This window comes from Pseudoalteromonas gelatinilytica, assembly GCF_001641615.1.
In the GTDB taxonomy this organism is placed as follows: domain Bacteria; phylum Pseudomonadota; class Gammaproteobacteria; order Enterobacterales; family Alteromonadaceae; genus Pseudoalteromonas; species Pseudoalteromonas gelatinilytica.
Genome location: NZ_LRRU01000020.1, coordinates 177,510 through 202,318, shown reverse-complemented (window position 1 = coordinate 202,318; position 24,809 = coordinate 177,510). Strand labels below are relative to the sequence as shown.

The following is a 24,809-nucleotide window of genomic DNA, read 5'->3' as shown; positions in this document are numbered from 1 at the left end:
GTGGAGTGCAGCATGAATAATCAAAAATTAGCCGAATTTGAACAGTTTTTTCAAATCAATGAGAGCAATCGCGTCAACTTATACGCCGTTGAACCTGAAGCTGTGCCAAAAACCAATGCTGAACTCGAAGCTGATATCCCTGCTTTATTTAAACTTGCTAACGAAGTAAACGAACTTGAGCAAACCACCTTACGCCCTCTTCGTAACCTAGGTGATGTAGCTCAAGAGTTAGCGGTGTTCTTACAAGCCCAGTCACGCAAAATTGATTTAATTATGAGCCACATTCTAGCCTCTGAGCAGCCTGAAGATAACGCTAACTATTGCGATAGCTACGGTGGTGGCGGTGTAAAACTAACTTCAACAGAAGTGTATGAATTGGGTCAAACATTTCGTACTAAGTTGTTCTTGCAGCACGAAGCATCTGCCATTTATTGCTATACCGAATTAGTCGCCATTGAAAAGTGTGATGATGATAAATACCAATACACATTATTGTTTACAGCGATTCGAGATGCTGACCAAGATTTAGTCGTAAGAGCTGCGTTGCATGCTCAAACGCGCCAACTAAAAAAACGTCAACAAGAAAACAAGCAACAAGACAGTTAAAAATCACGCTTTATCGCGCACAAAAAGCTGACATCTATGGCTAAAATGCTAAACTAGCCCCACCTTAGTTTGTTTATTACCTTCATGAAATTTAGACTTTTACCTGAATGGGCTGAGCAAGATGCCGTCATGCTTACTTGGCCACACCAAGATACTGATTGGGCAGCAAATTTAACTGCTGTTGAGCCTGTGTATGTAGCACTTTGCCAAGCAATAAGCCAACAACAAGATGTTGTTATTGTGGCTCATGATAATGCGCTTAAAGCACATATTGAGACATTACTTGAAAACGCACAAGTTGATGCTAAACGCATTCACTTTGTGGTGACACTGTGTAACGATACTTGGGCACGCGACCATGGTCCATTAACCTGTGCGAATATTGATGACGCAACAGAATTAAAAGTAATGGATTTTATTTTTAATGGTTGGGGCAATAAATTTGCAAGTGAACTTGATAATCAAATTAATCAAGTGCTTGTAAAACAAGTTGCTAATCCTAAAAATGGTTATCAGCAAAGTGAACTGGTTCTTGAAGGCGGTGGCGTTGAAATCAACGAACACGGTGTGCTACTTACAACGAGCGAGTGCTTGTTAAACCCAAATCGTAACCCAGAACTTACAAAAGCAGATATAGAAAAAACGCTGGTTGAGCAACTAGGTGCTACGTCGTTTCTTTGGGTTGATCACGGTTACCTTGCGGGTGATGATACCGACAGCCATATTGATACACTGGTACGTTTTGCTCCAAACAACACCCTCGTTTATGTACAGTGTGATGATAAAGATGATGAGCACTTTGCAGCCCTTGATGCAATGGAAAAGCAACTGCAATCATTTAAAACAGCTGAGGGTGAAAACTACTCACTGATTGCCTTACCTTGGCCAAAAGCAGTGTTCAATGAAGATGGTGACAGACTACCTGCCACATACGCTAATTATTTAATTATCAATAAAACCGTTTTAGTACCAATTTATGGTGATGAAAACGACCAACTTGCGCTTGGTCAGGTTGCCAAAGCATACCCAGATCACACTGTGGTGGGTATTAATTGTGTGCCAATTATTCACCAATTTGGCAGCTTACACTGTATTACAATGCAATTACCGCGCGGCTTTTTAGCAGGAACTAACAATGACTAAACCAACGCATTTAAAGGTTGCTCTTGTTCAGCAATCAAACACCGATAATGCTCAAGACAATATGGCAAAATCTATTGCTGGTATTCGTGATGCAGCAAGCCAAGGCGCTAAGCTTATTGTTCTTCAAGAGCTACACCGCAGTTTATATTTTTGCCAAACCGAAGATGTAGACGTTTTTGATTTAGCAGAAACAATTCCAGGTCCAAGCACAGACACCTTAGGCGCACTTGCTAAAGAACTCAATGTGGTGATCGTGTCATCATTATTCGAAAAGCGCGCTACAGGGCTTTATCACAATACTGCTGTGGTACTTGAAACTGACGGCAGCATTGCCGGTAAATACCGTAAAATGCATATTCCTGATGACCCAGGTTTTTACGAGAAGTTTTACTTCACACCAGGTGATTTAGGTTTTGAGCCTATTCACACCTCTGTCGGTAAATTAGGCGTATTAGTGTGTTGGGATCAATGGTTCCCAGAGGCGGCACGCTTAATGGCAATGGCTGGTGCTGAAATTTTAATTTACCCAACAGCCATAGGTTGGGACCCGCGTGATGAAAAAGACGAACAAACACGTCAAAAAGACGCGTGGGTTATTTCACAACGCGCTCATGCAGTTGCCAATGGTGTACCGGTGATCAGCTGTAACCGTGTTGGCCACGAAAGTGATCCAAGCGGTCAAAGTGAAGGTATTCAGTTCTGGGGTAACTCGTTTATCGCGGGCCCTCAAGGTGAAATTTTAGCTGAAGCGAACAACAGCGATGAGCAATTATTGGTTGTTGAATTAGACCAAGCACGTAGTGAAAACATACGTCGAATTTGGCCTTACCTTCGTGATCGTCGTATCGATCACTATCAGGACTTAACCAAGATTTATCGAGACTAAGCAGTAAAAACAGTTTAAAGGAGTAGTAAATGGCGTTTGCGCAATGGGCAGCATTGCCTTGGGTAAAATCTGAAAAAGATAAAATTCAATGGGGACAACTTACCGGTAGCGGGCTTAGCATCGCCATCGCAGAAGGTGTAAAGCAACACAACGAGCTGGTTGTTATTGTCACCCCAGATACGCCAAGCGCCCTACGCCTTGAAACTGAACTCGAATTTCTATTGCCTGAAAACCCAGTCATGGTCTTCCCTGACTGGGAAACGCTACCTTATGATCATTTTTCGCCGCATCAAGATATTATTTCAGCGCGCTTAGCCACCTTAAATACCTTAAAAAAAGAACAACAAAGTGTATTAATCGTGCCAGTGTCGACCTTAATGCTGCGTACTGCCCCTGCTTCGTTTATATATGGTTCGACCCTTAACTTCAAAGTAGGCGATACCCTAGATACGCACACGCTACGTGAAAACCTTGAACAAGCGGGCTATCTACATGTACAACAAGTGATGGAGCATGGTGAATATGCGATTCGCGGCTCTATCGTTGACTTATACCCTATGGGTAGCCCTCACCCATTTCGTTTAGACTTTTTTGATGATGAGCTCGACAGCATTCGTCTATTTGATGTTGAAAGCCAACGTTCAGATGAAAAGGTCGACAAAATTGAGTTACTGCCAGCTCACGAATTCCCAACTAACGACGCTGACATAGAGCGTTTTCGTATCAATTATCGTGAACAATTTGGCGCAAGCTCAGAGCAAGACTCAATTTATATGCAGGTGACTAAAGGAACCTGGCCTGCCGGTATCGAATATTATATGCCACTGTTTTTTGATGGATTGGCAACCATCTTCGATTACTTACCAAGCAATACGACGTTTATGCATTTTGGCGATATAGAACATGCTGCTGATCAGTTTTGGCACGATGTAAATGTTCGCTACGAAAACCGCCGTGTTGATCCACTCAGGCCACTTCTTGAGCCAATTAAGCTATATCAAAGCGTTAATGAGCTGTTTAGTGAATTTGCTAAATACGCACGTATTCGTTTATCGCAAGCCAAGTTAGGCACCAAAGCGGGTCATACAAACCTAGCTAGTAAAGAGCTGCCCAATGTTCGTATTGATCATAAGTTACATGAACCGTATCAAGGTTTAATAAACTATGTTACTAGCGAGAAAAAACAAAAAGGACGCGTACTGCTCTCGGTTGAATCGGACGGCCGCCGCGAATCATTACTTACCTTATTAAAACCAAGTGGTTTAAAGCTCAAAGAATTTGAATCGTTTAGCGATTTTACCAACAGTTCGAGTGATGTTGGCCTAATCGTTTCGCCACTTGAGCAAAGTGTGGTGTTAGACGGTAAACCGCGTTTAACTATAATCACAGAGCAAGAATTATTAGGCATTAAGGTCTCGCAACGTCGACGCCGTAAACATAAATATGAAGCCAGCCAAGATGCGCTTATTCGTAACCTTGCTGAGCTACGCGAAGGCCAACCGATTGTGCACCTTGATCATGGTGTAGGCCGCTATCAAGGCCTAGAAACTATCGATGCTGCCGGTGTGATCACTGAATTTGTTACGATAATCTACGCTAACGAGGCAAAGCTATACGTGCCCGTTTCTGCATTACATATGCTTAGCCGCTATTCTGGTGGCGAAGAGGCCTCTGCCCCGCTCCATAAATTGGGCTCCGATGCATGGGAAAAAGCCAAGAAACGTGCCGCTGAAAAAGTCCGTGATGTGGCTGCTGAACTGTTAGATATTTACGCAAAACGCCAAGCTAAACCGGGCAACCAATTTAAGCTTGATGGCAGTGCATATCGTCAGTTTAGCGACAGCTTCCCATTTGAAGAAACTGACGATCAACGCAACGCCATTGAGTCTGTGCTCGGTGATATGCAAAGTAAGCAAGCAATGGACCGTTTAGTGTGTGGTGACGTTGGCTTTGGTAAAACTGAAGTAGCAATGCGTGCAGCATTTGTAGCCGTAAATGATAACAAGCAAGTTGCGGTACTTGTACCCACCACACTGCTTGCACAGCAACACTATGAGAACTTTAAAGACCGTTTTGCTGATTTACCAATTGAGGTCGGTGTTTTATCGCGCTTTAACTCAACCAAAGAACAAAAAGACACCCTCGATAAAATGGCTGAGGGTAAATTAGATATCGTTATTGGTACTCACAAGCTTATTCAACAAGATATTCAATTTAAAGATTTGGGCTTATTGATTGTTGACGAAGAACATCGTTTTGGGGTGCGTCAAAAAGAAAAAATCAAAGCATTACGTGCCGATGTCGATATTTTAACGCTCACAGCAACCCCTATCCCACGTACATTAAATATGGCAATGAGTGGCATGCGTGATCTATCAATTATTGCCACACCGCCTGCGAAACGTTTAGCGGTTAAAACCTTTGTTAGACAAAGAGATGCAGAGCTTATTCGTGAAGCAATTCTGCGTGAAATTAAACGCGGTGGTCAGGTGTATTTCTTACATAATAATGTTGAAACCATAGACCGAGTTGCTGAAGAAATCAGTGAATGGGTCCCTGAAGCCAGCGTAACAACCGCACATGGTCAAATGCGAGAGCGCGAGCTTGAGCAAATTATGAGTGATTTTTATCACCAGAAATATAACGTGATTGTGTGTACCACCATCATCGAAACTGGTATTGATGTACCGACTGCCAACACCATTATTATGGATAGAGCAGATAAACTCGGTCTGGCACAACTGCATCAATTGCGTGGTCGTGTTGGCCGAAGCCATCACCAAGCGTATGCCTACCTTCTCACTGGTAACCCAAAATCACTTAGTAAAGATGCGGTTAAACGCCTTGAAGCGATTGAATCGCTGGAAGACTTGGGTGCAGGTTTTGCGCTCGCAACTCATGACTTAGAAATTCGTGGTGCCGGTGAGCTGCTTGGTGATGACCAATCAGGTCAAATGCAAACCATAGGTTTTAGTTTGTATATGGAAATGCTTGAGCAAGCGGTCAACTCGCTCAAAGAAGGTAAAGAGCCAACCCTTGAGAACCTACTCGGTCAGCAAACCGAAGTGGACTTAAAGCTGCCAGCGTTATTGCCTGATGATTATATTCATGATGTCAACGTACGTTTAGGTATCTATAAACGCATTGCAAGCTGTGCTAACCTCAATGATATGGACGAGTTACAGGTAGAGCTGATTGACCGTTTTGGTCTGCTGCCTGACGCCACTAAAAACTTATTCAGTTTGCAGCAATTAAAACTGCAAGCCAGTCATATTGGCATTAAAAAGATTGAAGCAAACCCGAAAGGCGGCTATTTTGAGTTTAGCCAGCATACAAAGGTTAACCCTAGCTTCATTATAGGTTTGATACAAAGTGCACCGCAGGTGTATAAAATGGATGGCGCAAATAAACTGCGCTTTGCAATTAGCGAAGCCAACGCTCGCGAACGCTTAAAAATGGTCACTGCAATGATTGCAGATTTCGAGAAAAAGGTTAGCCATTAATGTTGTTTAGAAATAGTTTACTACTGCTTTGTTGCTTATTTACAAGCTCGTCATTTGCAGCACGTTGGTTCGAAATAGAAGTTCTTATTTATAAACAGCGCCCGGCCCCCTATTTACAGGAAGATTTCAGTTTAAAACACGATGAAATCAACGCTAAGCGTAGCAAAGATCTATTAACTCCTGCATACACAGCGCAAGCGAAACAAGCATGTATTGAGGGTGATAGCCGCTTTCGTTCTGATTCATTCACAGACTCTTTAGTGAATAGCAATCCTCACTCAAACGTGTGTGATGACAGTGTTGATTTTTTAGCAAGCTATAATCAACTGCCTGTTACACCTGTTGTTGAACCCCGTGAAGACACAGACGAAATATATTTAATTGCACCAGAACAATTACAGTTTGTTGAGCAAAAAAATCAGCTTGATAGAAAAGGCTTAACACCCATTTTGCACACAGGCTGGCGTTTTCCTGAAATGAGTGAAAAAAGAGCACCGAGTATTCGCCTATTTGCCGGCGATCACTTAGCAAAACACGCAAGTCCAGTAGAGAGTGAAAATAACGATTTTATTAGTTTAGTCGGCCCTACTGAACGCTATATTCCTGAACAATTACAACATGTACCTGAGTGGGAATTAGACGGTTTAATGAAGATTTATGTTCGTCATTACCTATTCATCAATGCTGATTTTGATATTAGTCAGCGTTTAGAAAACGGTGATTACGAAAAGGCACGTTTTTCACAATTTAAACGTGTGATCAGTAACGAGATACATTATTTTGATCACCCACGAATGGGAATGATCCTTCAAATAAGACGCTACAACCATTAATGGATACAATTATGAAAAAATATATGGCAATTGCAGCAGCGGCTGCGGCACTTACTTTAGCGGGTTGCTCAAAAGTAAATTTAGAGAACTACGAAAAAATTGAAATTGGCATGGATAAAGCTGAAGTAGAAGCGATTTTAGGCTCTGCAGATAAGTGCGAAGAAAAAACACTCCACACTAACTGTATCTGGGGTAACAAAGATAAAAATATCGAAATTACGCTAGTATCAGACAAAGTATCGCTTTACAGCAAAACAGGTTTAGACGCTAAATAAACCTACGTGGGTGGCCGAGGCCACCCTTTCATTTTTCATCTTTCAGAATGTCTGTTTGTGAGTAGATACGCTCAATATTGATGATCTTGCTGCGATTTAACGTAATCTTGTAACGCTGATATAAAGTCTCTTCTTCACTTTGCGTGAACACTAAAACCACATTTAACTGATAGCGCCTCTCAACAGCTTGCTTAGATATTTTGTTACTATCAAGATGATAAAGTTTACCTTCACCGCGTTTTAAATAACGAGCAAAGGGTGCCAAGCTAAATTGCATGGTTTGTTGCAAGGTGTCGTAGCCAGGTAAAAACTCTTTGGCGTTAACTTGTGTTTCGCTTGCAAAATGCAGCCACTGAGCAGCTTGTTTATTTTGATGACGTCGCTTTGAAAAAATTCTTCTGACTGCTTTAGGAATACGTTTAAAAGTGGTGTATTCAAGCCAAATGTATTGGCTGGCAATTTTGTCTTTAGTTATGCTGTTTTTAAACTGAAAACGCCATTTTGGCCGCCCTCTAACGATAGCCCGCCAGATCACCCGCGTGATATCTTCTTTAAAAATCTCACGAAGACCGTAAATAACGCCTAAGATCAAAATCAAGGTTGCTGTCACTTCGGTAAAGTTTGAACGTGCATTCAGCACGACAAGCATCACAAAGGCCATAATCACAGCCGTCACCGTGCCCTTCACCATGCGCTTTAAGTAACTGTTTAAATGCCGTGTAGTGCGATTGAGTACCACCCCATGCTCAATTAAACGTTGTAATAGGCGCATTTTATTGGTGATACGGTTGGCATCTTCGAGTGTAGATTGCGAGTTATACTCTTGCTCTTCTCGGTAACTGTTTTCGGCTTTACAAAACTCTAATAGCTCACTGCGTTCTTTCGCAAAATCACTGCTGCGCGGCCCTTCATCTAATAACTTCAAAAAAGACTGCTCGACATGCCAGCTTAAGTAGTTATCCGCGTTTTTATAAAATGGCAGTAACTTTTCATCATCAGGGGTATAGCGTCTTAGTTTTTTCAGCAAGCCTTTTGTTTGCTCGCACAATTCGATAGCGGCAGGATAAAACTCATCGGCTTCTTGGTACTTTAAAGTGTCTTTGATATCTGCATTCAGTGCGAGTCGCACTTGATAACAATACAAGTTTAAGTTTTGTCGATAATCTTGTTGTTCACCTTTGTTTTTACTAACAAAACGGCTTCTAACTAAGGGTAAGTGAATGTTGTTAGCGTTATACGCAAGGTGAGATTTAAAATTGTTGTTAAAGAAAGATTCTTCGCTCAGTGTTTGTGGGTTAACACTCATTTCATTCGGAATGGAAAAATACAGGTCGAGTCGTTGCTCTGTGCGTGGTTTAAGCTCAGGCTCAATAATAAAAGATAAGTTTTCGTCTTGTTTAAGCAATATCACCTCGTTTTTAACTAATGCCCCCTTAGTTTACGCGTTGATAGGCTTTCAGACAATAAAAAAGGCCCAGTAAAAACTGGGCCTTAGTAATCATTTCAAACTAGATTAGAACTTGATGTTCATACCAGCGAAGAAACGACGACCTAGTACATCGTATGTGTACGGGTCAGTGTTTGAGTCATTGTTACCTGAGTAGTAAGGTGCTTGCTTATCGAATAAGTTGTTAACACCTGCAGAGAATGACACTGTGTCGTTCATGATGTATGAACCACTGATGTCGTGGTATACAACAGTACCAACGCTTGGTACTAAACACTCGCTGTCGTCAGCAAGACATGAGTAGCTGTCTAAGCCGTCGATCATACGTGCTTGGTATTGTGCATCCCAGTTGTCGCCAGACGCGTTAAGAGTGAAGTTAGACTTAACTTTCGCGTAGCTACCGATACCTGAAGTTACAAGACCTGTGTAATCGATTGTGCTTGTGCCTGAATCAACGATGTACTCATCAAGAATAGTTACATCAAGACCTGTGCGCCAGTTAAGACCTGCAGCTTCAAATGCATACTTGAAGTTTACGTCGTAACCTTTAGTAGATTCATTACCAATGTTTTGTAATTGGTTGTTGAAGCTAATACGGCCAGTACTTTGGTTGAAGTTGATTGCAGAAGACTGACATAGTGCAGTATCTTGGTTCTTGTATGCACCAGTAGTAGCATCAAGACAGTTTTCAACGATGTATTGGTTGTTTACGCTTGAAATTGAGTTTTCGATTTCGATTTCATAGTAGTCAACAGTCATTGAGAAACCGTCGAACCACTCTGGAGCGTATACGAAACCAGCTGTTACTGTATCAGCAAGCTCTGGCGTTAATTGGTCGTTACCACCAACAGTTACTTCAGCTTGGTCTTGTGCACCAGGGAAGCTAACTTGTTCGAATGAAGGTGATTTACCTTGGTAAAGCTCAGATACTGTAGGAGCACGGAATGCAGTTGAACGAACAGCACGTAGCATTAATTCGTCGTTTACACGCCAAGTTAGACCTAGTTTCCAAGTCTCGTCTGAACCAAATGTGCTGTAATCGAATGCACGAACAGCAGCGCTTAAATCAACCATTTGTGCAAATGGTGCGTCAGCTAGTAGTGGAACAGCAAATTCAACGTACGCTTCGTTAACGTCGAAACGACCACCAGTTGGTTCAACACGTGGGTCATTTGCAAGACCTTGTGAAGTTAGTGAATCTGGAACGTACCATGCTTTTTCTTCACGACGCTCGATACCCGCTGCGAAACCAACGTAACCTGCAGGAAGTTCCATTACTTCACCGTTAAGGCCAGCAGAGATCACTAGTAATTGGCTACCACCTGAGTTGTTTTCAGTGTAGTTGTATTGTGCAAGGTTGCTACCTGACCAATCAGATTGGTTTAGTGGGTTGAAGTCACCCGCTTCGATTGCGTCTTGGATTGAACCCATGTTAAGTAGGTTAGTTGCGCGGTCAACTGAGTCGTTACGACCGAATACTACTGAAGTATCCCAGCCCCAACCGTTGTCGAATGCACCGTCAAGACCAACTACTGCACGTACTGTGTCAACTACTTGCTCATAACCACGAGGACCTACGTCAGTCATACGACGACCGTAAGAGATTTCTTCACCATCAGCTACGCCGTGAGAAAGAAGTGAATCACCCATAGTTGCTGCATCGTAAGTGAAGTCAAACCATACTGGCTGTGGAGCCATTTGTTGAGTTGACCAACGCTTAGAGTAAGTGAATTCTGACACTAAACGAGTATCGTCAGTTAAATCAAAGTGACCAATACCTGTTAGGTTTAAACGACGCATTGGTGTGTAAAGGTAGCTAGTTGCTGAGTAGTTGTATGCATCACCAGCTGAAGTGAAGTCGTGCCACTCGCCGTCAGCTTGACCTTGTAAGCTTGCATTTTCAGCCCAAACGTGACCGAAAGGCGTGTAAGAAGAACCACCACAGTAGAAGCTACCGTTTTCGTAATCTTCTTCGATTGGACAATCAGAGAAATCACGGTCTGCTTGAGAAGCATCGCCACGGTCAGTGTATTGTAAACCAATTACAACATTACCACGGTCAAAGCTTGAACCCATTGTGATATCGAAAGACGTTTCGTCTGCATCGCCTTCACCAGTGATAGCACCGTTAAGGTTCATGTCTAGACCTTCGAAGTCGTCTTTTAAGATGATGTTAACAACACCAGCTACCGCGTCAGTACCGTATACAGCAGATGCGCCGTCTTTTAGTACTTCAACTTGCTTGATCATTGATACTGGGATTGTGTTTAAGTCAACAGTTGATGCTGCGCCAGTACCAGAGTTGATCATACGACGACCGTTTACTAGTACTAGAGTACGCTGTGCACCTAAACCACGTAGGTCAACACGTGCGTTACCGCCTGAACCGTTGTTAACAGCAGGGTTAGTCATCGCACCGCTTGCTGCAGTCATTTTTTGTAGAACGCCATCGATGCTTGATGCACCCATTGCTTTGATGTCATCTGCGCCGATTAAAGTTACAGGACTAGACGTCTCCATATCGGTACGCTTAATGCGAGAACCTGTAACTTGAATTTTTTCAATAGACTCTGCTGCATCATCAGCAGCTAAAACTTGCATGCTTGAGAACATTGGGATTGCTGATACAACAGCTAAACCAAGAATTGATTTTTTCATGTGAAAACCCTACTTGTTGGAAATTTACCTTTAGTCAGGTAGCGCTCGTTATTATTAGAATCACGAGTCAGCGGAGGGCAACTTAGGCGCAGTTAACTGAACGAAAACTGAATGATAGATCAAATAAAAAACAGCAATAAATTACAGTTTCCATTTTAGGTAAAAAGGTTTCACCATGTATCAATGTTAACAGAAAAAAACACTAGAAAATCAGGCAAGTAATAAACTTAAGAACCAAAAAAAACACGATTGAAATCAATTGCACGCACTTTGTAATCAAGTGTAACTAACACCTAATTAGTGCTACAAATGAAATTTTTACAAGTTGATCACACAACGTTATAAAAACCGTAAAGGCTTAGTAAGACTGCTAACCATAGTTATTCACTAAAATTAACTAAATAGACAAAGTTAGCCTGTTTAACAGTGCATTAGAGGATGATTTTTAGGTTTTGTTCCGATTGTTTGTAATTTCACACAAACAAACGACCAATGAAGAGAATTTAAATAGAAAAAGATGACCGGGTCATGACATTGCTCACAGTGTTAATTAAGTTTGTAACACGGTGAGCAAGCAAAAATTGGCTTAGAGAGACTGCAGAGAATCGAAATAATAAAATAGTGTTTGCGGCTGATCGTCTGCATTAATATAAGTAACAGTCATTTTCCAAGTCATTACTGACTCAGAACACGCCCCTACCATAGTATCAGCAGCCCAAAGTTGACCTGACTTTTTAAACTGCAGTGGAATAAACCCCATGTACATAGTGACACCTTCGAGTTTTGCTGAAAGGTTATTTGCATTACTTGGCAGCTTTAGGTTAATTGTAAACGGCGTTTCAGGGCTTATATCAGAATTGCTTAGCCAGATTTCATCATTATTAGGGTAATGACAATGGCTGTTATTTTCGCAACTTGTACTTGTGCTGCCCTCTTCTATACTTTGGCTATCACATGCAGCTAAAAATACACTGAAAAGGAAAATGGGTAATAAACTAGTTCGCACTCTATTTGCCTGTATAAAATAAAAGCGGATACTAGTGAGCTACCCGCGAAAAGACAACCATGCTAAATGGAATAAGCTAATAAAAATACAATCTCTGACAAAAAATAACCAACAAAGCGTTAAAATTTGATTGATGTCATAATTTTATGCAATTGACCTATCTTTTTAAGGTCAAAAATTTTATCATTTCCATCGCAAAAATAAGGGTTTCTCGAGTTTGTTTTCTGAAGCTAACATCTTTAGCTAGCTTTAGGTAACACGCTTGTGAAGTAATAGTAGGCCCCACTTTTTATGAAAGTGGGTAATTCATTTCTAAAACGCATTAATTGCAGCGGAAGCCAGAAAATGAGCCAAACAGTAGCATCACAAACTGAGTACAATTATAAAGTTGTACGCCAATTCGCTATTATGACAGTGATTTGGGGCATCGTTGGCATGAGTGTTGGGGTTCTGATTGCTGCCCAATTAGCTTGGCCAGCTCTTAACTTTGATACACCATGGTTAACTTACTCTCGACTACGTCCGTTACACACGAACGCAGTAATTTTCGCATTTGGTACAAGTGCACTTTTTGCGACGTCTTATTACGTCGTTCAACGTACATGTCAAACGCGCCTTTTCTCAGATAAACTAGCAGCCTTCACCTTCTGGGGTTGGCAACTTGTTATCGTACTAGCAGCGATTACCTTACCTTTAGGTATCACAAGCTCAAAAGAATACGCAGAACTTGAATGGCCAATCGATATTCTTATCGCGATTGTTTGGGTTACTTACGCAGTTGTATTCTTTGGTACGTTAATCAAGCGTAAAGTATCGCACATCTACGTTGCGAACTGGTTCTACGCTGGTTTCATCATTACTGTTGCCGTTTTACACATTGTAAACAGCATGGCAATTCCAGTTTCACTTACTAAATCATACTCTATCTACGCAGGTGCTGTAGATGCAATGGTTCAGTGGTGGTACGGTCACAACGCTGTTGGTTTCTTATTAACTGCTGGTTTCTTAGGTATGATGTACTACTTCGTACCAAAACAAGCAGGTCGCCCTGTTTATTCTTACCGTTTATCGGTAGTTCACTTCTGGGCACTTGTTTCTTTATACATCTGGGCAGGTCCTCACCACCTACACTACACTGCGCTTCCAGACTGGACGCAAAGCTTAGGTATGGTTATGTCAGTTATCTTATTCGTTCCATCTTGGGGTGGTATGATCAACGGTATCATGACGTTATCAGGTGCTTGGCATAAACTACGTACTGACCCAGTATTACGTTTCTTAGTTGTTTCTCTATCTTTCTACGGTATGTCTACGTTCGAAGGCCCTATGATGGCTATCAAGTCAGTTAACGCGCTTTCTCACTACACTGACTGGACTGTAGGTCACGTACACTCAGGTGCACTAGGTTGGGTTGCAATGATTTCTATCGGTGCTATCTACCACCTTATCCCTGCACTATTCTCACAAGGCCGTATGTTCAGTGTTAAATTAGTTAACACGCACTTCTGGTTACACACTGTGGGTGTTGTTCTATACATCGTAGCAATGTGGATCTCAGGTGTAATGCAAGGTCTAATGTGGCGTGCAGTAAACTCTGACGGTACGTTAATGTACAGCTTTGTACAATCGTTAGAAGCTTCTCACCCATTCTATATCATGCGTTTCCTAGGCGGTGTATTCATCGTAACTGGTATGCTAATTATGGCTTACAACGTTTATCGTACAGTGACAGCGAAAAAAGACTCGCTTCAACTAGACGCTGACGCACAATTGGCATAATGGAGTAGGACGATGAGCAATAATAATTCACAAAACAAACACGAAATAGTCGAAAAGAACGTTGGCCTTATGGCTATCTTGACTGTTTTTGCTATCAGCTTTGGTGCACTTGTTGAGATTACTCCACTAATGTTCCAAGACGATACGACTAAACCTGTTGACGGCTTACGCCCTCTTACAGCGTTAGAAATGGAAGGCCGCGATATCTACGTGCGTGAAGGTTGTTACAACTGTCACTCTCAAATGATTCGTCCTTTCCGTGATGAGGTTGAGCGTTACGGTCACTACTCTGTAGCTGGTGAAACAGTATGGGATCACCCATTCCAATGGGGTTCAAAACGTACTGGTCCTGACCTAGCTCGTGTTGGTGAGCGTTACTCAGACGATTGGCACCATGCTCACTTAATGGATCCGCGCGCTGTGGTTCCTGAGTCAAACATGCCAGCGTTTCCTTGGTTAGACGAAAACAGAGTTGATACAACCCATACTCTTAAAAAGCTTCAAATATTCCGTGATAGCTTCGGAATTGATAAATCAAGCGACCGTTACGACGGTAAAGGTTACGGAAGTGACGAAGAGCTACAAGCTGACATTGCGAAAATCGAAGCCATGAACGATGGTAAAGGCGCAACTGAAATGCAAGCTCTAATCGCTTACTTACAACAGCTTGGCACACACTTGAAGTAATTATTATGGATTACGGAACATACAGAGGCATTTTGACTCTGGTAATTTTAGTACTGTTTATTGTGATTGTTGTATGGGCATACAGCAAGCGTAGCAAAAGCCGATTTGATAACGCTGCTAATGCCATTTTTGAAGATGAAAAAAAACACAACAACACAATCTCTAACGAGGAAAAGGAGTCTGAGAAATGACTAGCTTTTGGAGTATTTGGGTTATCGTATTAACCCTTGCGTGTCTTGCTATCATCTTCGGCCTACTTCTGTGGAACTTAAAAAACTACGCAGGTGTGAAAGAAGGCGAGAGCTGTGGTCACGAGTTTGACGGCATTGAAGAACTTAACAATCCACTTCCAAAGTGGTGGACATACATGTTCTTCGCAACATTCATTTGGTCTGTCTATTACCTTGCAGCTTACCCAGGTTTAGGTAACTGGGAAGGTTTAGGTAAATGGACAAGTTCTAACCAAGGTATTACTTCTTTAGCTGAGTCTAAAGAAGCAACTGAACAAGCATTAGCTAACGGTGAGAACGTTCAATTAGACCAAGAGTATATCGCTGCTGATGAGCGTTTTGGCCCAATCTTTGAGTCATTTGCTAAGCAAGATATTGAAGCACTAGTAAAAGATGAAAAAGCGCTTGAAATTGGTCAACGTTTATTCTCACAAAACTGTGCACAGTGTCATGGTTCAGATGCACGTGGTGGTCAAGGCTTCCCTAACCTAACTGATAAAGATTGGTTATATGGCGGTACACCAGACAAGATCAAAGAAACGCTTCTTTACGGTCGTGTTGCTGCGATGCCACCTTGGGGTGCTGCACTTGGCGAGCAAGGTGTTAAAGAAATGACAGCTCACGTACTTAGCCTTTCTGGCCGTACAGTTAACCAAAAAGACGCTGCTGCAGGTGCTGCTAAGTTTGCAATGTGTGCTGCGTGTCACGGTGCTGACGGTAAAGGTTCTGTTGCACACAACTTACCATTTGGTGCGCCTAACCTAACAGATAACATCTGGTTATACGGTGGTTCTAAACGTGCTGTTGAAGAAACACTTATGAATGGCCGCGCCGGTGTAATGCCAGCATGGAAAGACATTCTTGGTGAAGATAAAGTTCACCTATTAACAGCGTACGTTTACAGCTTATCGCAAGATAAATAACCACGCGGTTAATAAAATGTATAAACAATTAATCTTTTAATTCAATAGATTAATTAAGATCAAAAAAGCCTCCATCTGGAGGCTTTTTTTTAGTCTTTTGCTTTTAGATCCGATAAAATGCGTACAACGTTTTTAAAGGTATAAGTCTATGAAACCCACTCCTTGGTATAAAAACTTTTGGCCATGGTTTTTAATCTCTTTTCCACTTGCAGCTATCATCGGCTGTGCTGGTCTTATTTATATGGCAATTGGCAACGGCCCAGATATGGTTGTTGACGATTATTATAAAAAAGGCAAAGCAATCAACCTTGAACTCAGTAAATTTAATAAAGCTAAAGCGCTTTATTTACATGGCGATTTAGATATTACTAACGATAAAGTCACGTTCACTTTTACGAAAGGTGATGCTAGTAATGTTCATTCTTTAAAAATGTCATTTTATCATCGCACCATTAAAGCCAATGACTTTGATGTGAGCTTAATGAAAAACGCCCATGGTGATTTCACTGCCCTACTCGACACCCACGTTGATGGTGCATACACAGTGTTTATTGAACCAATCGATAACAGTTGGAAACTTAAAGAAGATGTAATTCTGCCAACTGAAAAAACGATTTCGATTAGCCCTGAATATAAGTAGTAAACTCTAATGTCCGATAATTGCTTTCATTGTCTTGAAAGTGTGCCAAAAGGCTTTAATGCGACTGTCGAAATAGACGGTAAGGCACAACCTATGTGTTGTATTGGTTGCCAAACGGTTGCTGAGAATATCGTCGCCCAAGGCATGACCGATTACTATAAATTTAGAACTGTACGCTCTGGAAAGGTTGAACAACTAGTTCCAGAGCAGCTTGAATTGATTAAAAGTTACGATAACGAAGATATTCAAGATGAGTTTATTTCTGCCACAAATGACTTATCAGAAGTACTTCTTACCGTCGAAGGTATCACCTGTGCTGCCTGCGCTTGGTTAATCGAGAAACAATTACTTAATTTAAAAGCAATTAAGCGCGTGGATGTAAATACATCAACTAATCGTGCCATGATCCAGTGGGATAAATCGGTCACACCGCTTAGCCAAATTATCACCTCATTACACGAAATCGGCTATAAAGCGTACCCATTTCAAGCAGATCTTGAAGCGAGTCAAAAACAACAAGCCGCAAAAGCGTACATCCGCCGTTTAGGGGTTGCGGGTCTGATGACCATGCAAGTTATGATGTTCGCCTTTGCTATGTATTTCGGCATGTTTTCGGGCATGGAAGAGAACTTCGAGCAGTATTTTCGCTGGATAAGCTTGGTCCTTGCGTCACCGGTAATTCTTTACAGTGCCCTGCCATTCTTAACCAATGCCATTAATGGTTTAAAAGCCAAACAGCTGAATATGGACTTACCTGTTTCATTAGCGATCTTTGGTGCCTATGGAGCCAGCTGTTATGCCACGTTAATGTCGGTTGGCGAAGTATATTTTGAATCTATCTGTATGTTTACCTTCTTATTATTATTAGGTAAGTATTTAGAATTTAGAGCTCGTTTAAAAGCCAGTGAGTTTACCGCTAACTTACAAAAGCTACTGCCGCTCACTGCAAGAATCATTAATAGCGATAATCAAGAATCAATTATTGCGGCTAAAAAACTAAAACTGGGTGATGTTGTGTTGATCAAAGCAGGTGAAACCATTCCTGCTGATGGTGTTGTTACAAAAGGCAAAACCACGGTTGATGAAGCCATGATGACGGGCGAGCATCAACCCGTTAATAAGTTTATCAGCCATCAAGTTTACGCAGGCACTATTAACCATGATGGTGTGATCAGTATAGAGATCAACAAAATAGGTCAAAATACGCTGCTTAATCAAATTATTAAATTACAACACACCGCGTTAACTAAGCGTCCGCGATTAGTCGAAATCACGGATAAAGTCGCGCAGTGGTTTGTTGCTTGTTTATTGCTGTTCGCCTCAATTACAGCGATTGGTTGGTATCAAATTGACCCTGAACATGCCTTTTGGGTCACTATTTCGGTGCTTGTTGCAACCTGTCCTTGTGCACTGAGCTTAGCGATCCCTACTGCCCTTACCTGTGCAGTAGCAAGCTTAACAAAGCGTGGAATTTTAATTAAACAAGCCCACGTATTAGAAACGCTACCACAATTAACCGATATTGCCTTTGATAAAACAGGTACCCTGACCCAAGGTCGTTTCACTATAGAGCGTGTTGAACTAGTAAATAGCCAGTACAGCGAAGCTGATGCATTACGACTAGCAGCACAACTTGAAAGCTTCTCTGAGCACCCTATTGCTAATGCATTTGCAACTTACAATGACTCAGTTAATCCGATTGAGAATGTGACAATCGAACCAGGTAAAGGCATCACCGCAGAACTTAACGAACAACATATCGCGATAGGTAAAAGCGGTTGGTTTGATACCGAAAAAGCAGATGCTCAAGCAACCTTGTATATCGATAAACAAATTGTGGCGCGCTTTTACTTAGCAGATAGCCTTCGCGGTAATGCGGATAAGTTGATCGCTGAATTACATTCGCAACAGATAAAATGCCATATGTTAACGGGTGATGCGTCGAACAGTGGTGAGCGAATTGCAAAACAATTAAATTTAGATACCGTGCATGCAGCATGTAGCCCACGTGACAAACAAACCCATGTCGAAGCACTTGCCAGTAAAGGTGCCATTGTTGCTATGGTGGGTGATGGCGTGAATGACAGCCCTGTATTTGCCAGTGCGCATTTATCGATTGCGATGGAAACCGGCGCTGATATTTCCAAAAACAGTGCCGATGTGGTATTACTCAATAGTGATCTAACCGCCATAGAGCATTTGCTCACAGTGTCGAAAAAGACGCGCCGTATTGTAAAGCAAAACTTGGCATTATCACTTATTTACAATGGTTCGATTTTACCATTGGCAGCCCTTGGCCTTGTTGCTCCTTGGATGGCTGTAATTGGTATGTCTGCAAGCTCCATTTTGGTTATTACCAACTCATTAAGGTTATTAAAACTATGAGTATCATCTACATGCTTATCCCGATCGCCATTTTATTTGTGCTGATTGCTATCGGGGTGTTCTTTTGGGCTGTTAAAAGCGAACAATTTTCTGATTTAAACAAACAGGGCCACAGTATCCTGTTCGAAGACGATAAAGAGCAGCACAACAAAAGTAATGATTGATCCGCTGTTTATTAGTGCATTTGTAATGGGGTTGTTAGGCAGTGGTCATTGCCTAGCCATGTGTGGTGGCATTGCCAGTAGTTTACAGCTTGCCGCTAATAAAAACCGTGCTGTCAGTTTTTCTGTTGCTTATAACCTTGGCCGTGCGCTTAGTTACATGCTTGCTGGCGCGCTAGTCGCTGGAATTAGCAGCCGTTTTGCAGCGCAAAATACCACGATTTCAATAGCCTTATCGTTTTTAAGTGGTATTTTCATGCTGCTTGTTGGGATTTATATTATGCGCTTAGCAGCAACCCTACAGTGGCTAGAAAAGCTTGGCAAAACCTTAATATGGCAGCATCTAGCGAAGCTCAATCGTTATTTGTTACCGGTTGATACAACCCCAAAAGCCCTACTATATGGCGCTTTATGGGGCTGGTTGCCCTGTGGTTTAGTTTATTCAGCGCTAACCTGGGCACTCACTAGCCCATCAGCCTTACATGGTGCAGGTGTTATGTTGTTTTTCGCGTTAGGAACCTTTCCTGCCATGATAAGCGTAGGTCTAGTCAGCCAGAAAATAAACACTATTTTCAACCATGTTTGGACTAGGGTTATTCTAGGCAGCGTAATAATATGGTACGGTATATACTTATTAATTATAGCAACCGATAAGCTAGTTCATTAATCTTACGTGTTGTTAACTTATTTGAATGGATTTGATGTATGGACTTCTCACAAAACAAGTCAAAAGGCTTATGCACAATTAGCTGTAATAATTGCAGTATCAGCCAGCTATGTTTGCCATTTTCATTAAACGGTCAAGAAATGGATCGTCTCGATGAAATCATCGAACGTAAGAAACCACTGCATAAAGGTGATTATTTATTTGAATCTGGCGAAAGCTTAAATGCCATTTATGCGGTACGCTCAGGTTCGTTTAAGTCTTATACTTTATCAGAACAAGGTGATGAACAAATTACTGGTTTTCATCTAGCGGGTGATTTAGTTGGTTTCGATGCTATTAACAAAATGGCTCATCAAAGTTTCTCACAAGCCCTTGAAACTTCAATGGTATGTGAAATTCCATTCGATACATTAGACGAATTAGCAGGTAAATTACCTAAGCTACGCCAACAAATTATGCGTTTAATGAGTAATGAAATTAACTATGACCAAGAAATGTTATTGTTACTCAATAAAAAGTCAGCTGAAGAGCGTCTAGCCAGTTTTATTTATAATCTTGCAGAGCGTTTTGGTGAACGTGGTTTTTCGCGTAAAGAATTCCGTTTAACCATGACACGTGGTGAAATAGGTAACTATTTAGGTTTAACAGTTGAAACAATTAGCCGCCTTTTAAGCCGCTTCCAAAAAGCAGGTTTAATCAAGGTAGAAGGTAAATTTATCACCATTTTGGACCAACAAGCGCTTGCAGCAACAGCGGCGATTAAATGTAAATAGAGTTTGATTTAACGCAACTTTCTATTGTTTGCCCCTTTAACTGTTCTAAATTTAGGTTACACTCAAAGTACTACTTTTTGCGGAACAGTTAAGGAGCAGCACATGGACGCAATTAAACGAATTTTAGCAGTTATAGACCCAACCAAAGAGCAGCAACATAGTTTAAGCCGCTCAATTGATCTAGCCAAAAAATCTGGCGCGACCATCACTGCTTTCCTCAGTATCTACGACTTCTCTTACGAAATGACCACTATGCTTTCTTCTGATGAGCGTGAAGCAATGCGAGAAGCCGTTATAAAAGACCGCCAAGAATGGTTAAATGAGCAAATTGCACTTTACCCAGAGCTTACCATTGATAGCTGCGTGGTTTGGCATAATCGCCCTTACGAAGCCATTATCAATACAGTGATCAACGATGGTTTTGACCTTGTTGTAAAAGGCACTCATCAACACGATACGCTTAAATCAGTTATTTTCACCCCTACTGACTGGCACCTCATTCGCAAGTGCCCTGCTCCAGTTTTACTTGTTAAAGAGAAAGAGTGGCCGGCAAAAGGGAATATTTTAGCTGCAGTAAACGCAGTGAGTGAGAATGAACAACACCTTGAACTTAACAAGCGTATTATTAATGACGCTCGCTTCATTTGTGACTTGGCCAACGCAACGCTTAACCTTGTGAATGCTTACCCAGCAACACCTGTTAATATCGCGATTGAAATCCCTGAATTTAACCCAGGTGTTTATAACGAATCAGTTAAGAAGCATCACTATGAATCAACGCTCTCGTTAGCTGAAGGCTTTGCTATTGACCAAGCTCATTGCCATATTGAAGAAGGCTTACCAGAAGATGTTATTCCTGATGTTGCAGCGCGCTTAAACAGCGAATTAGTTGTAATTGGTACAGTTGGCCGTACTGGCTTAAGTGCTGCGCTTGTCGGTAACACTGCAGAGCACGTCATTGATAGCCTTGACTGCGATGTGTTAGCGTTAAAACCAGATGGCTATGTAAGCCCACTTGCTAAGTAACCTATTGAATAGGGATTAAAAAAGCCCCAGTTTGGGGCTTTTTTTTATATACAGTTTGGAGGTTTTTATATATTTGTTACATCAATAAATAATGATTCATCAATGTTTGTAGAAGAGACCACCGCCTCGCTAAAATCATAGCTTTCACGATTGCCTTCTCTATCAAGTGGTAAGTTTTCAAAATCAAATAAGTTTCTGTCTGCAAGCTGGCTTGGGCTGACATTCTGTAAAGACTTAAAGATACTTTCGACACGACCTGGGGTTTTCTTATCCCACTCTGTCAGCATGGCTTTGATTGATTGACGCTGCAGGTTTTCTTGTGAACCACATAAATTACAAGGAATGATCGGGAAATCTTTGTGCTCGGCGTATTTAATTAAATCTTTTTCACGGCAATAAGACAACGGACGAATGACCACGTTACGTTCATCATCAGAGCGTAATTTCGGTGGCATCGCTTTTAATCGTGAACCATGGAACATATTTAAGAACATTGTCTCAACGATATCATCCATGTGATGACCAAGTGCTAGTTTGGTTGCACCAATTTTTTCTGCAAATGAATAAAGTGTGCCGCGACGAAGTCGTGAACACAGACCACAGGTAGTTTTGCCCTCTGGTACTTTTTCTTTTACAACTGAGTAAGTATCTTTATCAACGATGTAATACGGGATATTTAGCGTTTCAAAGTAATCAGGCAAGATATGCTCTGGAAAACCTGGCTGCTTCTGATCAAGGTTTACCGCAATCACTTCAAATTTAATTGGCGCTGCTTTTTGTAAATTAAGCAAAATATCTAGCATTGCAAAAGAATCTTTACCACCACTGATACATGCCATAACAACATCACCGTCTTCGATCATGTTGTAATCAGTAATCGCGGTACCAACATGCCTTCTTAGACGCTTTTGAAGTTTATTAAATTCAAGAGTTTCTTTTCTAGTATCAGTTTGATTCATTTGCTCTGCTCATACAGGCTTTACTAAGCCATGTTTCATAGTAAAAAGTTCGGCGTGGATTATACGGACTTTTTGAGCGAGTTGAAATGATTAGCGTGGGATAATTAAAGCGCTTCACTGGAGAAGATACCACGTAAAGCAAAGCGCTTTGGGAATAGACTCAAAGGTTTATGAATTTATAGGCTCAAAGTTTTAATTTTCTGACTTCTGCAAACTAACTTCTTATTTATTTTACAATGCATTTATAACGGGAAGCTGTACAAGATAGGTCAGGCCAATCATCTCTGCCCCAGCAGTATTTATCATTTCTAAGTGGCTTAAGATGCCAAACAACTGGGTTGCCTTTTTTATCTAAGCGAGTTTCATTTTCAAGTTGCACTCGAATTAAATTTCTCTCTGTCGAAAGAATAGTATAAACAAAGGTTTTTCTTGCTTCAGTCTCAGAAATAAACCCTTGTTCGTCATAAGAAATTTCTAATGTTTTGTTATTAAAGGTTATAGTATGAAAATTAGCTTCACAAACTGGGCTATTTGTAGACTGCCATGAGCCTTGTAACTTAGTTTGCATTTCTTGGTTGATAGGTGAATAACTGCTACAAGCTGAACATAGCAGTAAAATAACAAAAAATGCCGGTATGATTCTCATAAATATGCTTTTAAGTCCCTGAAAAGTTGACGTTTAGCATAACGAGAATCGGAAAAATGTCCAGCAATAAGCTTAATACAAAAATAAAGGGCACATTAGCCTTGTGCCCTTTATTAACTTTAAGCGTTTTTAGTATCAGCCTTATTCTTTGCCATTCGTTTAGCACGTTTTATTGCCGATTTTTTCGATGCATTTTTCTGCGCGATTTTTAACACTTTAGCCTCTTTCAACTGCTTTTTAGCAGCTTTCAATCGCTTTTTTGCATTATCAGCGAGACTCTCTGCTTCATTGGCACACTTTACAGCTGCTTGTGCTTTAAGTGCTGCATCTTTTGCAAGTTCAGTGGTTCTAGCCACTTCTTTTTTGCTTTTTTCGATAATTTTTTCGAGCTTAGCAAGGCGCTTCTCAAATACTGACTCTGAATTTTGCATTGTACTCTCCTTTACTGACGCGTCGACATACGGGTAGGTTCAGTGACAATAAGCGAATCGACCCGATTGACTATGTCGTGATCTTTTTCTGGGTAATCCAAACAGCTTAAGAAATGACGCATACAGTTTATACGCCCGCGTTTTTTATCATCAGAGCGAATTTGTGTCCAAGGCGCATCTTTAGTATGGGTATGAAACATCATGGCATCTTTGGCGTCACTATAATCATGCCATTTAGCTAGTGATGCCATATCAACCGGGCTCAATTTCCATTGTTTTAGTGGGTCGTTTTGGCGCGATTTAAAGCGTCTAAATTGCTCTTCTCTACTGACCGAAAACCAATATTTAAATAACTTAATACCGCTATTCACCAACATACGTTCAAGTTGGGGTGTTTGGCGCATAAATTCCAAATACTCGTGGTCATCACAAAACCCCATTACCTTTTCTACTCCTGCACGGTTATACCAAGAACGATCAAATAGTATAATTTCCCCTTTGGTGGGTAGGTGGTTAATGTAACGCTGAAAATACCACTGATCACGCTCTCTTGCAGATGGCTTCTCTAAAGCCACTACGTGCGCCCCACGAGGGTTTAAGTGCTCCATAAAGCGCTTTATAGTGCCACCTTTCCCTGCCGCATCTCGCCCCTCAAATAGAATCACAATTTGCTGGTTGGTCTCTTTTACCCAGCCTTGCATTTTTAAAAGCTCAATTTGTAATTCATGCTTATGGCGCTCGTACTCAACCACCTCCATTTTACGCTTGTATGGGTAATGGCCATCGGCATTCCATTTTAAACTTGGGTTTTTAACATTTAAGTCAAAAATAACATCTTGCTTAGCTTTCGCTTTTGATAACTTTTGCGACTTAATTGAAACGGCTTCGACATCGACTGTCTGCATAACGACTCCTTTTTTACTATAACTACCTATATTTAGATTTCTATAGTTTTACTTTAAGTCAGTTATTACTTATGAGATTGATCTATATCTATCTTTTAAACACTTAAAAAATTGTTTAAAAATAATTGGATAGCACTTTACACCTAATTAAAATCAAGGTCGCACAACCAAAATCAAGCCCTTTTTCTATAGTAAAAAACAACCAGTAAAAATTCATATATTCATACTGTTTTTACATTT

The 24,809-nt window shown here is 41.1% G+C and carries 23 protein-coding genes; 16 read left to right on the top strand and 7 right to left on the bottom strand.

Features of this window, described 5'->3' with window-relative positions; all coding sequences use genetic code 11:
- The first annotated feature begins 12 nt into the window (after positions 1 to 12).
- The 6 genes from NH153_RS13880 to NH153_RS13855 all read left to right on the top strand — a co-directional run bounded on the left by NH153_RS13880 (position 13) and on the right by NH153_RS13855 (position 7,246).
- Complete coding sequence (locus NH153_RS13880) at positions 13 to 606, top strand: hypothetical protein (protein ID WP_063704838.1); 594 nt, start codon at positions 13 to 15, stop codon at positions 604 to 606.
- Between the two features lie 84 nt (positions 607 to 690).
- Positions 691 to 1,749 (top strand): agmatine deiminase family protein, encoded by a 1,059-nt coding sequence (locus NH153_RS13875; RefSeq protein WP_063704836.1) that lies wholly within the window; start codon positions 691 to 693, stop codon positions 1,747 to 1,749.
- Complete coding sequence (locus tag NH153_RS13870) at positions 1,742 to 2,635, top strand: carbon-nitrogen hydrolase (protein WP_063704833.1); 894 nt, start codon at positions 1,742 to 1,744, stop codon at positions 2,633 to 2,635. Before NH153_RS13875 ends, NH153_RS13870 begins: the two co-directional genes overlap by 8 nt.
- A gap of 29 nt (positions 2,636 to 2,664) precedes the next feature.
- Positions 2,665 to 6,138 carry a transcription-repair coupling factor gene (gene mfd, locus NH153_RS13865; protein WP_063704831.1) on the top strand — a complete coding sequence of 1,158 codons (3,474 nt, stop codon included), beginning with the start codon at positions 2,665 to 2,667 and terminating at the stop codon, positions 6,136 to 6,138.
- Positions 6,138 to 6,971: a CsiV family protein gene (locus NH153_RS13860; RefSeq protein ID WP_063704828.1), complete on the top strand. Its 834-nt coding sequence runs from the start codon at positions 6,138 to 6,140 to the stop codon at positions 6,969 to 6,971. The genes mfd and NH153_RS13860 overlap by 1 nt, the downstream gene beginning before the upstream one ends.
- Positions 6,972 to 6,982: 11 nt before the next feature.
- On the top strand, positions 6,983 to 7,246 hold the full coding sequence (locus NH153_RS13855; protein WP_063706142.1) for a DUF3862 domain-containing protein: 264 nt from the start codon (positions 6,983 to 6,985) through the stop codon (positions 7,244 to 7,246).
- A gap of 28 nt (positions 7,247 to 7,274) precedes the next feature.
- Here the strand turns inward: NH153_RS13855 and NH153_RS13850 are convergent, their stop codons facing one another.
- From NH153_RS13850 to NH153_RS13840, 3 genes are all read right to left on the bottom strand, one after another.
- A complete protein-coding gene (locus tag NH153_RS13850) occupies positions 7,275 to 8,651 on the bottom strand; it encodes a hypothetical protein (protein ID WP_063704824.1) in 1,377 nt (458 codons plus the stop codon).
- Positions 8,652 to 8,759: 108 nt separating this feature from the next.
- Positions 8,760 to 11,351 (bottom strand): TonB-dependent receptor plug domain-containing protein, encoded by a 2,592-nt coding sequence (locus tag NH153_RS13845; RefSeq protein ID WP_063704822.1) that lies wholly within the window; start codon positions 11,349 to 11,351, stop codon positions 8,760 to 8,762.
- A gap of 586 nt (positions 11,352 to 11,937) precedes the next feature.
- Entirely contained in the window at positions 11,938 to 12,357 is a 420-nt protein-coding gene (locus NH153_RS13840) for a hypothetical protein (protein WP_063704819.1), read from the bottom strand.
- A gap of 345 nt (positions 12,358 to 12,702) precedes the next feature.
- On the opposite strand from NH153_RS13840, the gene ccoN reads away from it, so the two are divergent.
- From ccoN to uspE, 10 genes are all read left to right on the top strand, one after another.
- Positions 12,703 to 14,136, top strand: a complete 1,434-nt coding sequence (gene ccoN / locus NH153_RS13835) for a cytochrome-c oxidase, cbb3-type subunit I (protein ID WP_063704817.1) — start codon at positions 12,703 to 12,705, stop codon at positions 14,134 to 14,136.
- Between the two features lie 12 nt (positions 14,137 to 14,148).
- Entirely contained in the window at positions 14,149 to 14,823 is a 675-nt protein-coding gene (gene ccoO / locus NH153_RS13830) for a cytochrome-c oxidase, cbb3-type subunit II (RefSeq protein WP_063704815.1), read from the top strand.
- A gap of 5 nt (positions 14,824 to 14,828) precedes the next feature.
- Positions 14,829 to 15,014 carry a cbb3-type cytochrome oxidase subunit 3 gene (locus NH153_RS13825; protein ID WP_054561331.1) on the top strand — a complete coding sequence of 62 codons (186 nt, stop codon included), beginning with the start codon at positions 14,829 to 14,831 and terminating at the stop codon, positions 15,012 to 15,014.
- On the top strand, positions 15,011 to 15,976 hold the full coding sequence (gene ccoP, locus NH153_RS13820) for a cytochrome-c oxidase, cbb3-type subunit III (protein ID WP_063704813.1): 966 nt from the start codon (positions 15,011 to 15,013) through the stop codon (positions 15,974 to 15,976). The genes NH153_RS13825 and ccoP overlap by 4 nt, the downstream gene beginning before the upstream one ends.
- A gap of 148 nt (positions 15,977 to 16,124) precedes the next feature.
- Positions 16,125 to 16,616 carry a FixH family protein gene (locus NH153_RS13815; protein WP_063704811.1) on the top strand — a complete coding sequence of 164 codons (492 nt, stop codon included), beginning with the start codon at positions 16,125 to 16,127 and terminating at the stop codon, positions 16,614 to 16,616.
- Between the two features lie 9 nt (positions 16,617 to 16,625).
- Positions 16,626 to 19,001, top strand: a complete 2,376-nt coding sequence (locus NH153_RS13810) for a heavy metal translocating P-type ATPase (RefSeq protein ID WP_063704809.1) — start codon at positions 16,626 to 16,628, stop codon at positions 18,999 to 19,001.
- Positions 18,998 to 19,165 (top strand): cbb3-type cytochrome oxidase assembly protein CcoS, encoded by a 168-nt coding sequence (gene ccoS, locus NH153_RS13805; protein WP_054553052.1) that lies wholly within the window; start codon positions 18,998 to 19,000, stop codon positions 19,163 to 19,165. The genes NH153_RS13810 and ccoS overlap by 4 nt, the downstream gene beginning before the upstream one ends.
- Positions 19,158 to 19,829, top strand: coding sequence for a sulfite exporter TauE/SafE family protein (locus NH153_RS13800; RefSeq protein WP_063704807.1), 672 nt, complete (start codon positions 19,158 to 19,160; stop codon positions 19,827 to 19,829). The genes ccoS and NH153_RS13800 overlap by 8 nt, the downstream gene beginning before the upstream one ends.
- 38 nt (positions 19,830 to 19,867) lie before the next feature.
- Positions 19,868 to 20,602: an FNR family transcription factor gene (locus NH153_RS13795; RefSeq protein ID WP_063704804.1), complete on the top strand. Its 735-nt coding sequence runs from the start codon at positions 19,868 to 19,870 to the stop codon at positions 20,600 to 20,602.
- 102 nt (positions 20,603 to 20,704) lie between these two features.
- On the top strand, positions 20,705 to 21,628 hold the full coding sequence (gene uspE / locus NH153_RS13790; protein ID WP_063704801.1) for a universal stress protein UspE: 924 nt from the start codon (positions 20,705 to 20,707) through the stop codon (positions 21,626 to 21,628).
- 65 nt (positions 21,629 to 21,693) lie between these two features.
- Here the strand turns inward: uspE and ttcA are convergent, their stop codons facing one another.
- The 4 genes from ttcA to ppk2 form a co-directional block, all read right to left on the bottom strand.
- Positions 21,694 to 22,587 carry a tRNA 2-thiocytidine(32) synthetase TtcA gene (ttcA, locus tag NH153_RS13785; protein ID WP_054553048.1) on the bottom strand — a complete coding sequence of 298 codons (894 nt, stop codon included), beginning with the start codon at positions 22,585 to 22,587 and terminating at the stop codon, positions 21,694 to 21,696.
- 226 nt (positions 22,588 to 22,813) lie between these two features.
- The gene (locus tag NH153_RS13780; protein WP_063704799.1) at positions 22,814 to 23,233 is read right to left on the bottom strand and encodes a hypothetical protein; all 420 of its coding nucleotides are present in this window, start codon (positions 23,231 to 23,233) and stop codon (positions 22,814 to 22,816) included.
- Between the two features lie 119 nt (positions 23,234 to 23,352).
- Positions 23,353 to 23,664 carry a hypothetical protein gene (locus NH153_RS13775; protein WP_063704797.1) on the bottom strand — a complete coding sequence of 104 codons (312 nt, stop codon included), beginning with the start codon at positions 23,662 to 23,664 and terminating at the stop codon, positions 23,353 to 23,355.
- Positions 23,665 to 23,675: 11 nt separating this feature from the next.
- Positions 23,676 to 24,569 carry a polyphosphate kinase 2 gene (gene ppk2 / locus NH153_RS13770; protein ID WP_082874071.1) on the bottom strand — a complete coding sequence of 298 codons (894 nt, stop codon included), beginning with the start codon at positions 24,567 to 24,569 and terminating at the stop codon, positions 23,676 to 23,678.
- Positions 24,570 to 24,809 lie beyond the last annotated feature (240 nt).

Bases quoted from the DNA above. Each gene is read 5' to 3' on its own strand.
- NH153_RS13880 (WP_063704838.1), top strand. From the start codon at position 13: ATGAATAATCAAAAATTAGCCGAATTTGAACAGTTTTTTCAAATCAAT.
- NH153_RS13875 (WP_063704836.1), top strand. From the start codon at position 691: ATGAAATTTAGACTTTTACCTGAATGGGCTGAGCAAGATGCCGTCATG.
- NH153_RS13870 (WP_063704833.1), top strand. From the start codon at position 1,742: ATGACTAAACCAACGCATTTAAAGGTTGCTCTTGTTCAGCAATCAAAC.
- mfd (WP_063704831.1), top strand. From the start codon at position 2,665: ATGGCGTTTGCGCAATGGGCAGCATTGCCTTGGGTAAAATCTGAAAAA.
- NH153_RS13860 (WP_063704828.1), top strand. From the start codon at position 6,138: ATGTTGTTTAGAAATAGTTTACTACTGCTTTGTTGCTTATTTACAAGC.
- NH153_RS13855 (WP_063706142.1), top strand. From the start codon at position 6,983: ATGAAAAAATATATGGCAATTGCAGCAGCGGCTGCGGCACTTACTTTA.
- NH153_RS13845 (WP_063704822.1), bottom strand. From the start codon at position 11,351: ATGAAAAAATCAATTCTTGGTTTAGCTGTTGTATCAGCAATCCCAATG.
- ccoN (WP_063704817.1), top strand. From the start codon at position 12,703: ATGAGCCAAACAGTAGCATCACAAACTGAGTACAATTATAAAGTTGTA.
- ccoO (WP_063704815.1), top strand. From the start codon at position 14,149: ATGAGCAATAATAATTCACAAAACAAACACGAAATAGTCGAAAAGAAC.
- NH153_RS13825 (WP_054561331.1), top strand. From the start codon at position 14,829: ATGGATTACGGAACATACAGAGGCATTTTGACTCTGGTAATTTTAGTA.
- ccoP (WP_063704813.1), top strand. From the start codon at position 15,011: ATGACTAGCTTTTGGAGTATTTGGGTTATCGTATTAACCCTTGCGTGT.
- NH153_RS13815 (WP_063704811.1), top strand. From the start codon at position 16,125: ATGAAACCCACTCCTTGGTATAAAAACTTTTGGCCATGGTTTTTAATC.
- NH153_RS13810 (WP_063704809.1), top strand. From the start codon at position 16,626: ATGTCCGATAATTGCTTTCATTGTCTTGAAAGTGTGCCAAAAGGCTTT.
- ccoS (WP_054553052.1), top strand. From the start codon at position 18,998: ATGAGTATCATCTACATGCTTATCCCGATCGCCATTTTATTTGTGCTG.
- NH153_RS13800 (WP_063704807.1), top strand. From the start codon at position 19,158: ATGATTGATCCGCTGTTTATTAGTGCATTTGTAATGGGGTTGTTAGGC.
- NH153_RS13795 (WP_063704804.1), top strand. From the start codon at position 19,868: ATGGACTTCTCACAAAACAAGTCAAAAGGCTTATGCACAATTAGCTGT.
- uspE (WP_063704801.1), top strand. From the start codon at position 20,705: ATGGACGCAATTAAACGAATTTTAGCAGTTATAGACCCAACCAAAGAG.
- ttcA (WP_054553048.1), bottom strand. From the start codon at position 22,587: ATGAATCAAACTGATACTAGAAAAGAAACTCTTGAATTTAATAAACTT.
- NH153_RS13780 (WP_063704799.1), bottom strand. From the start codon at position 23,233: ATGAGAATCATACCGGCATTTTTTGTTATTTTACTGCTATGTTCAGCT.
- NH153_RS13775 (WP_063704797.1), bottom strand. From the start codon at position 23,664: ATGCAAAATTCAGAGTCAGTATTTGAGAAGCGCCTTGCTAAGCTCGAA.
- ppk2 (WP_082874071.1), bottom strand. From the start codon at position 24,569: ATGCAGACAGTCGATGTCGAAGCCGTTTCAATTAAGTCGCAAAAGTTA.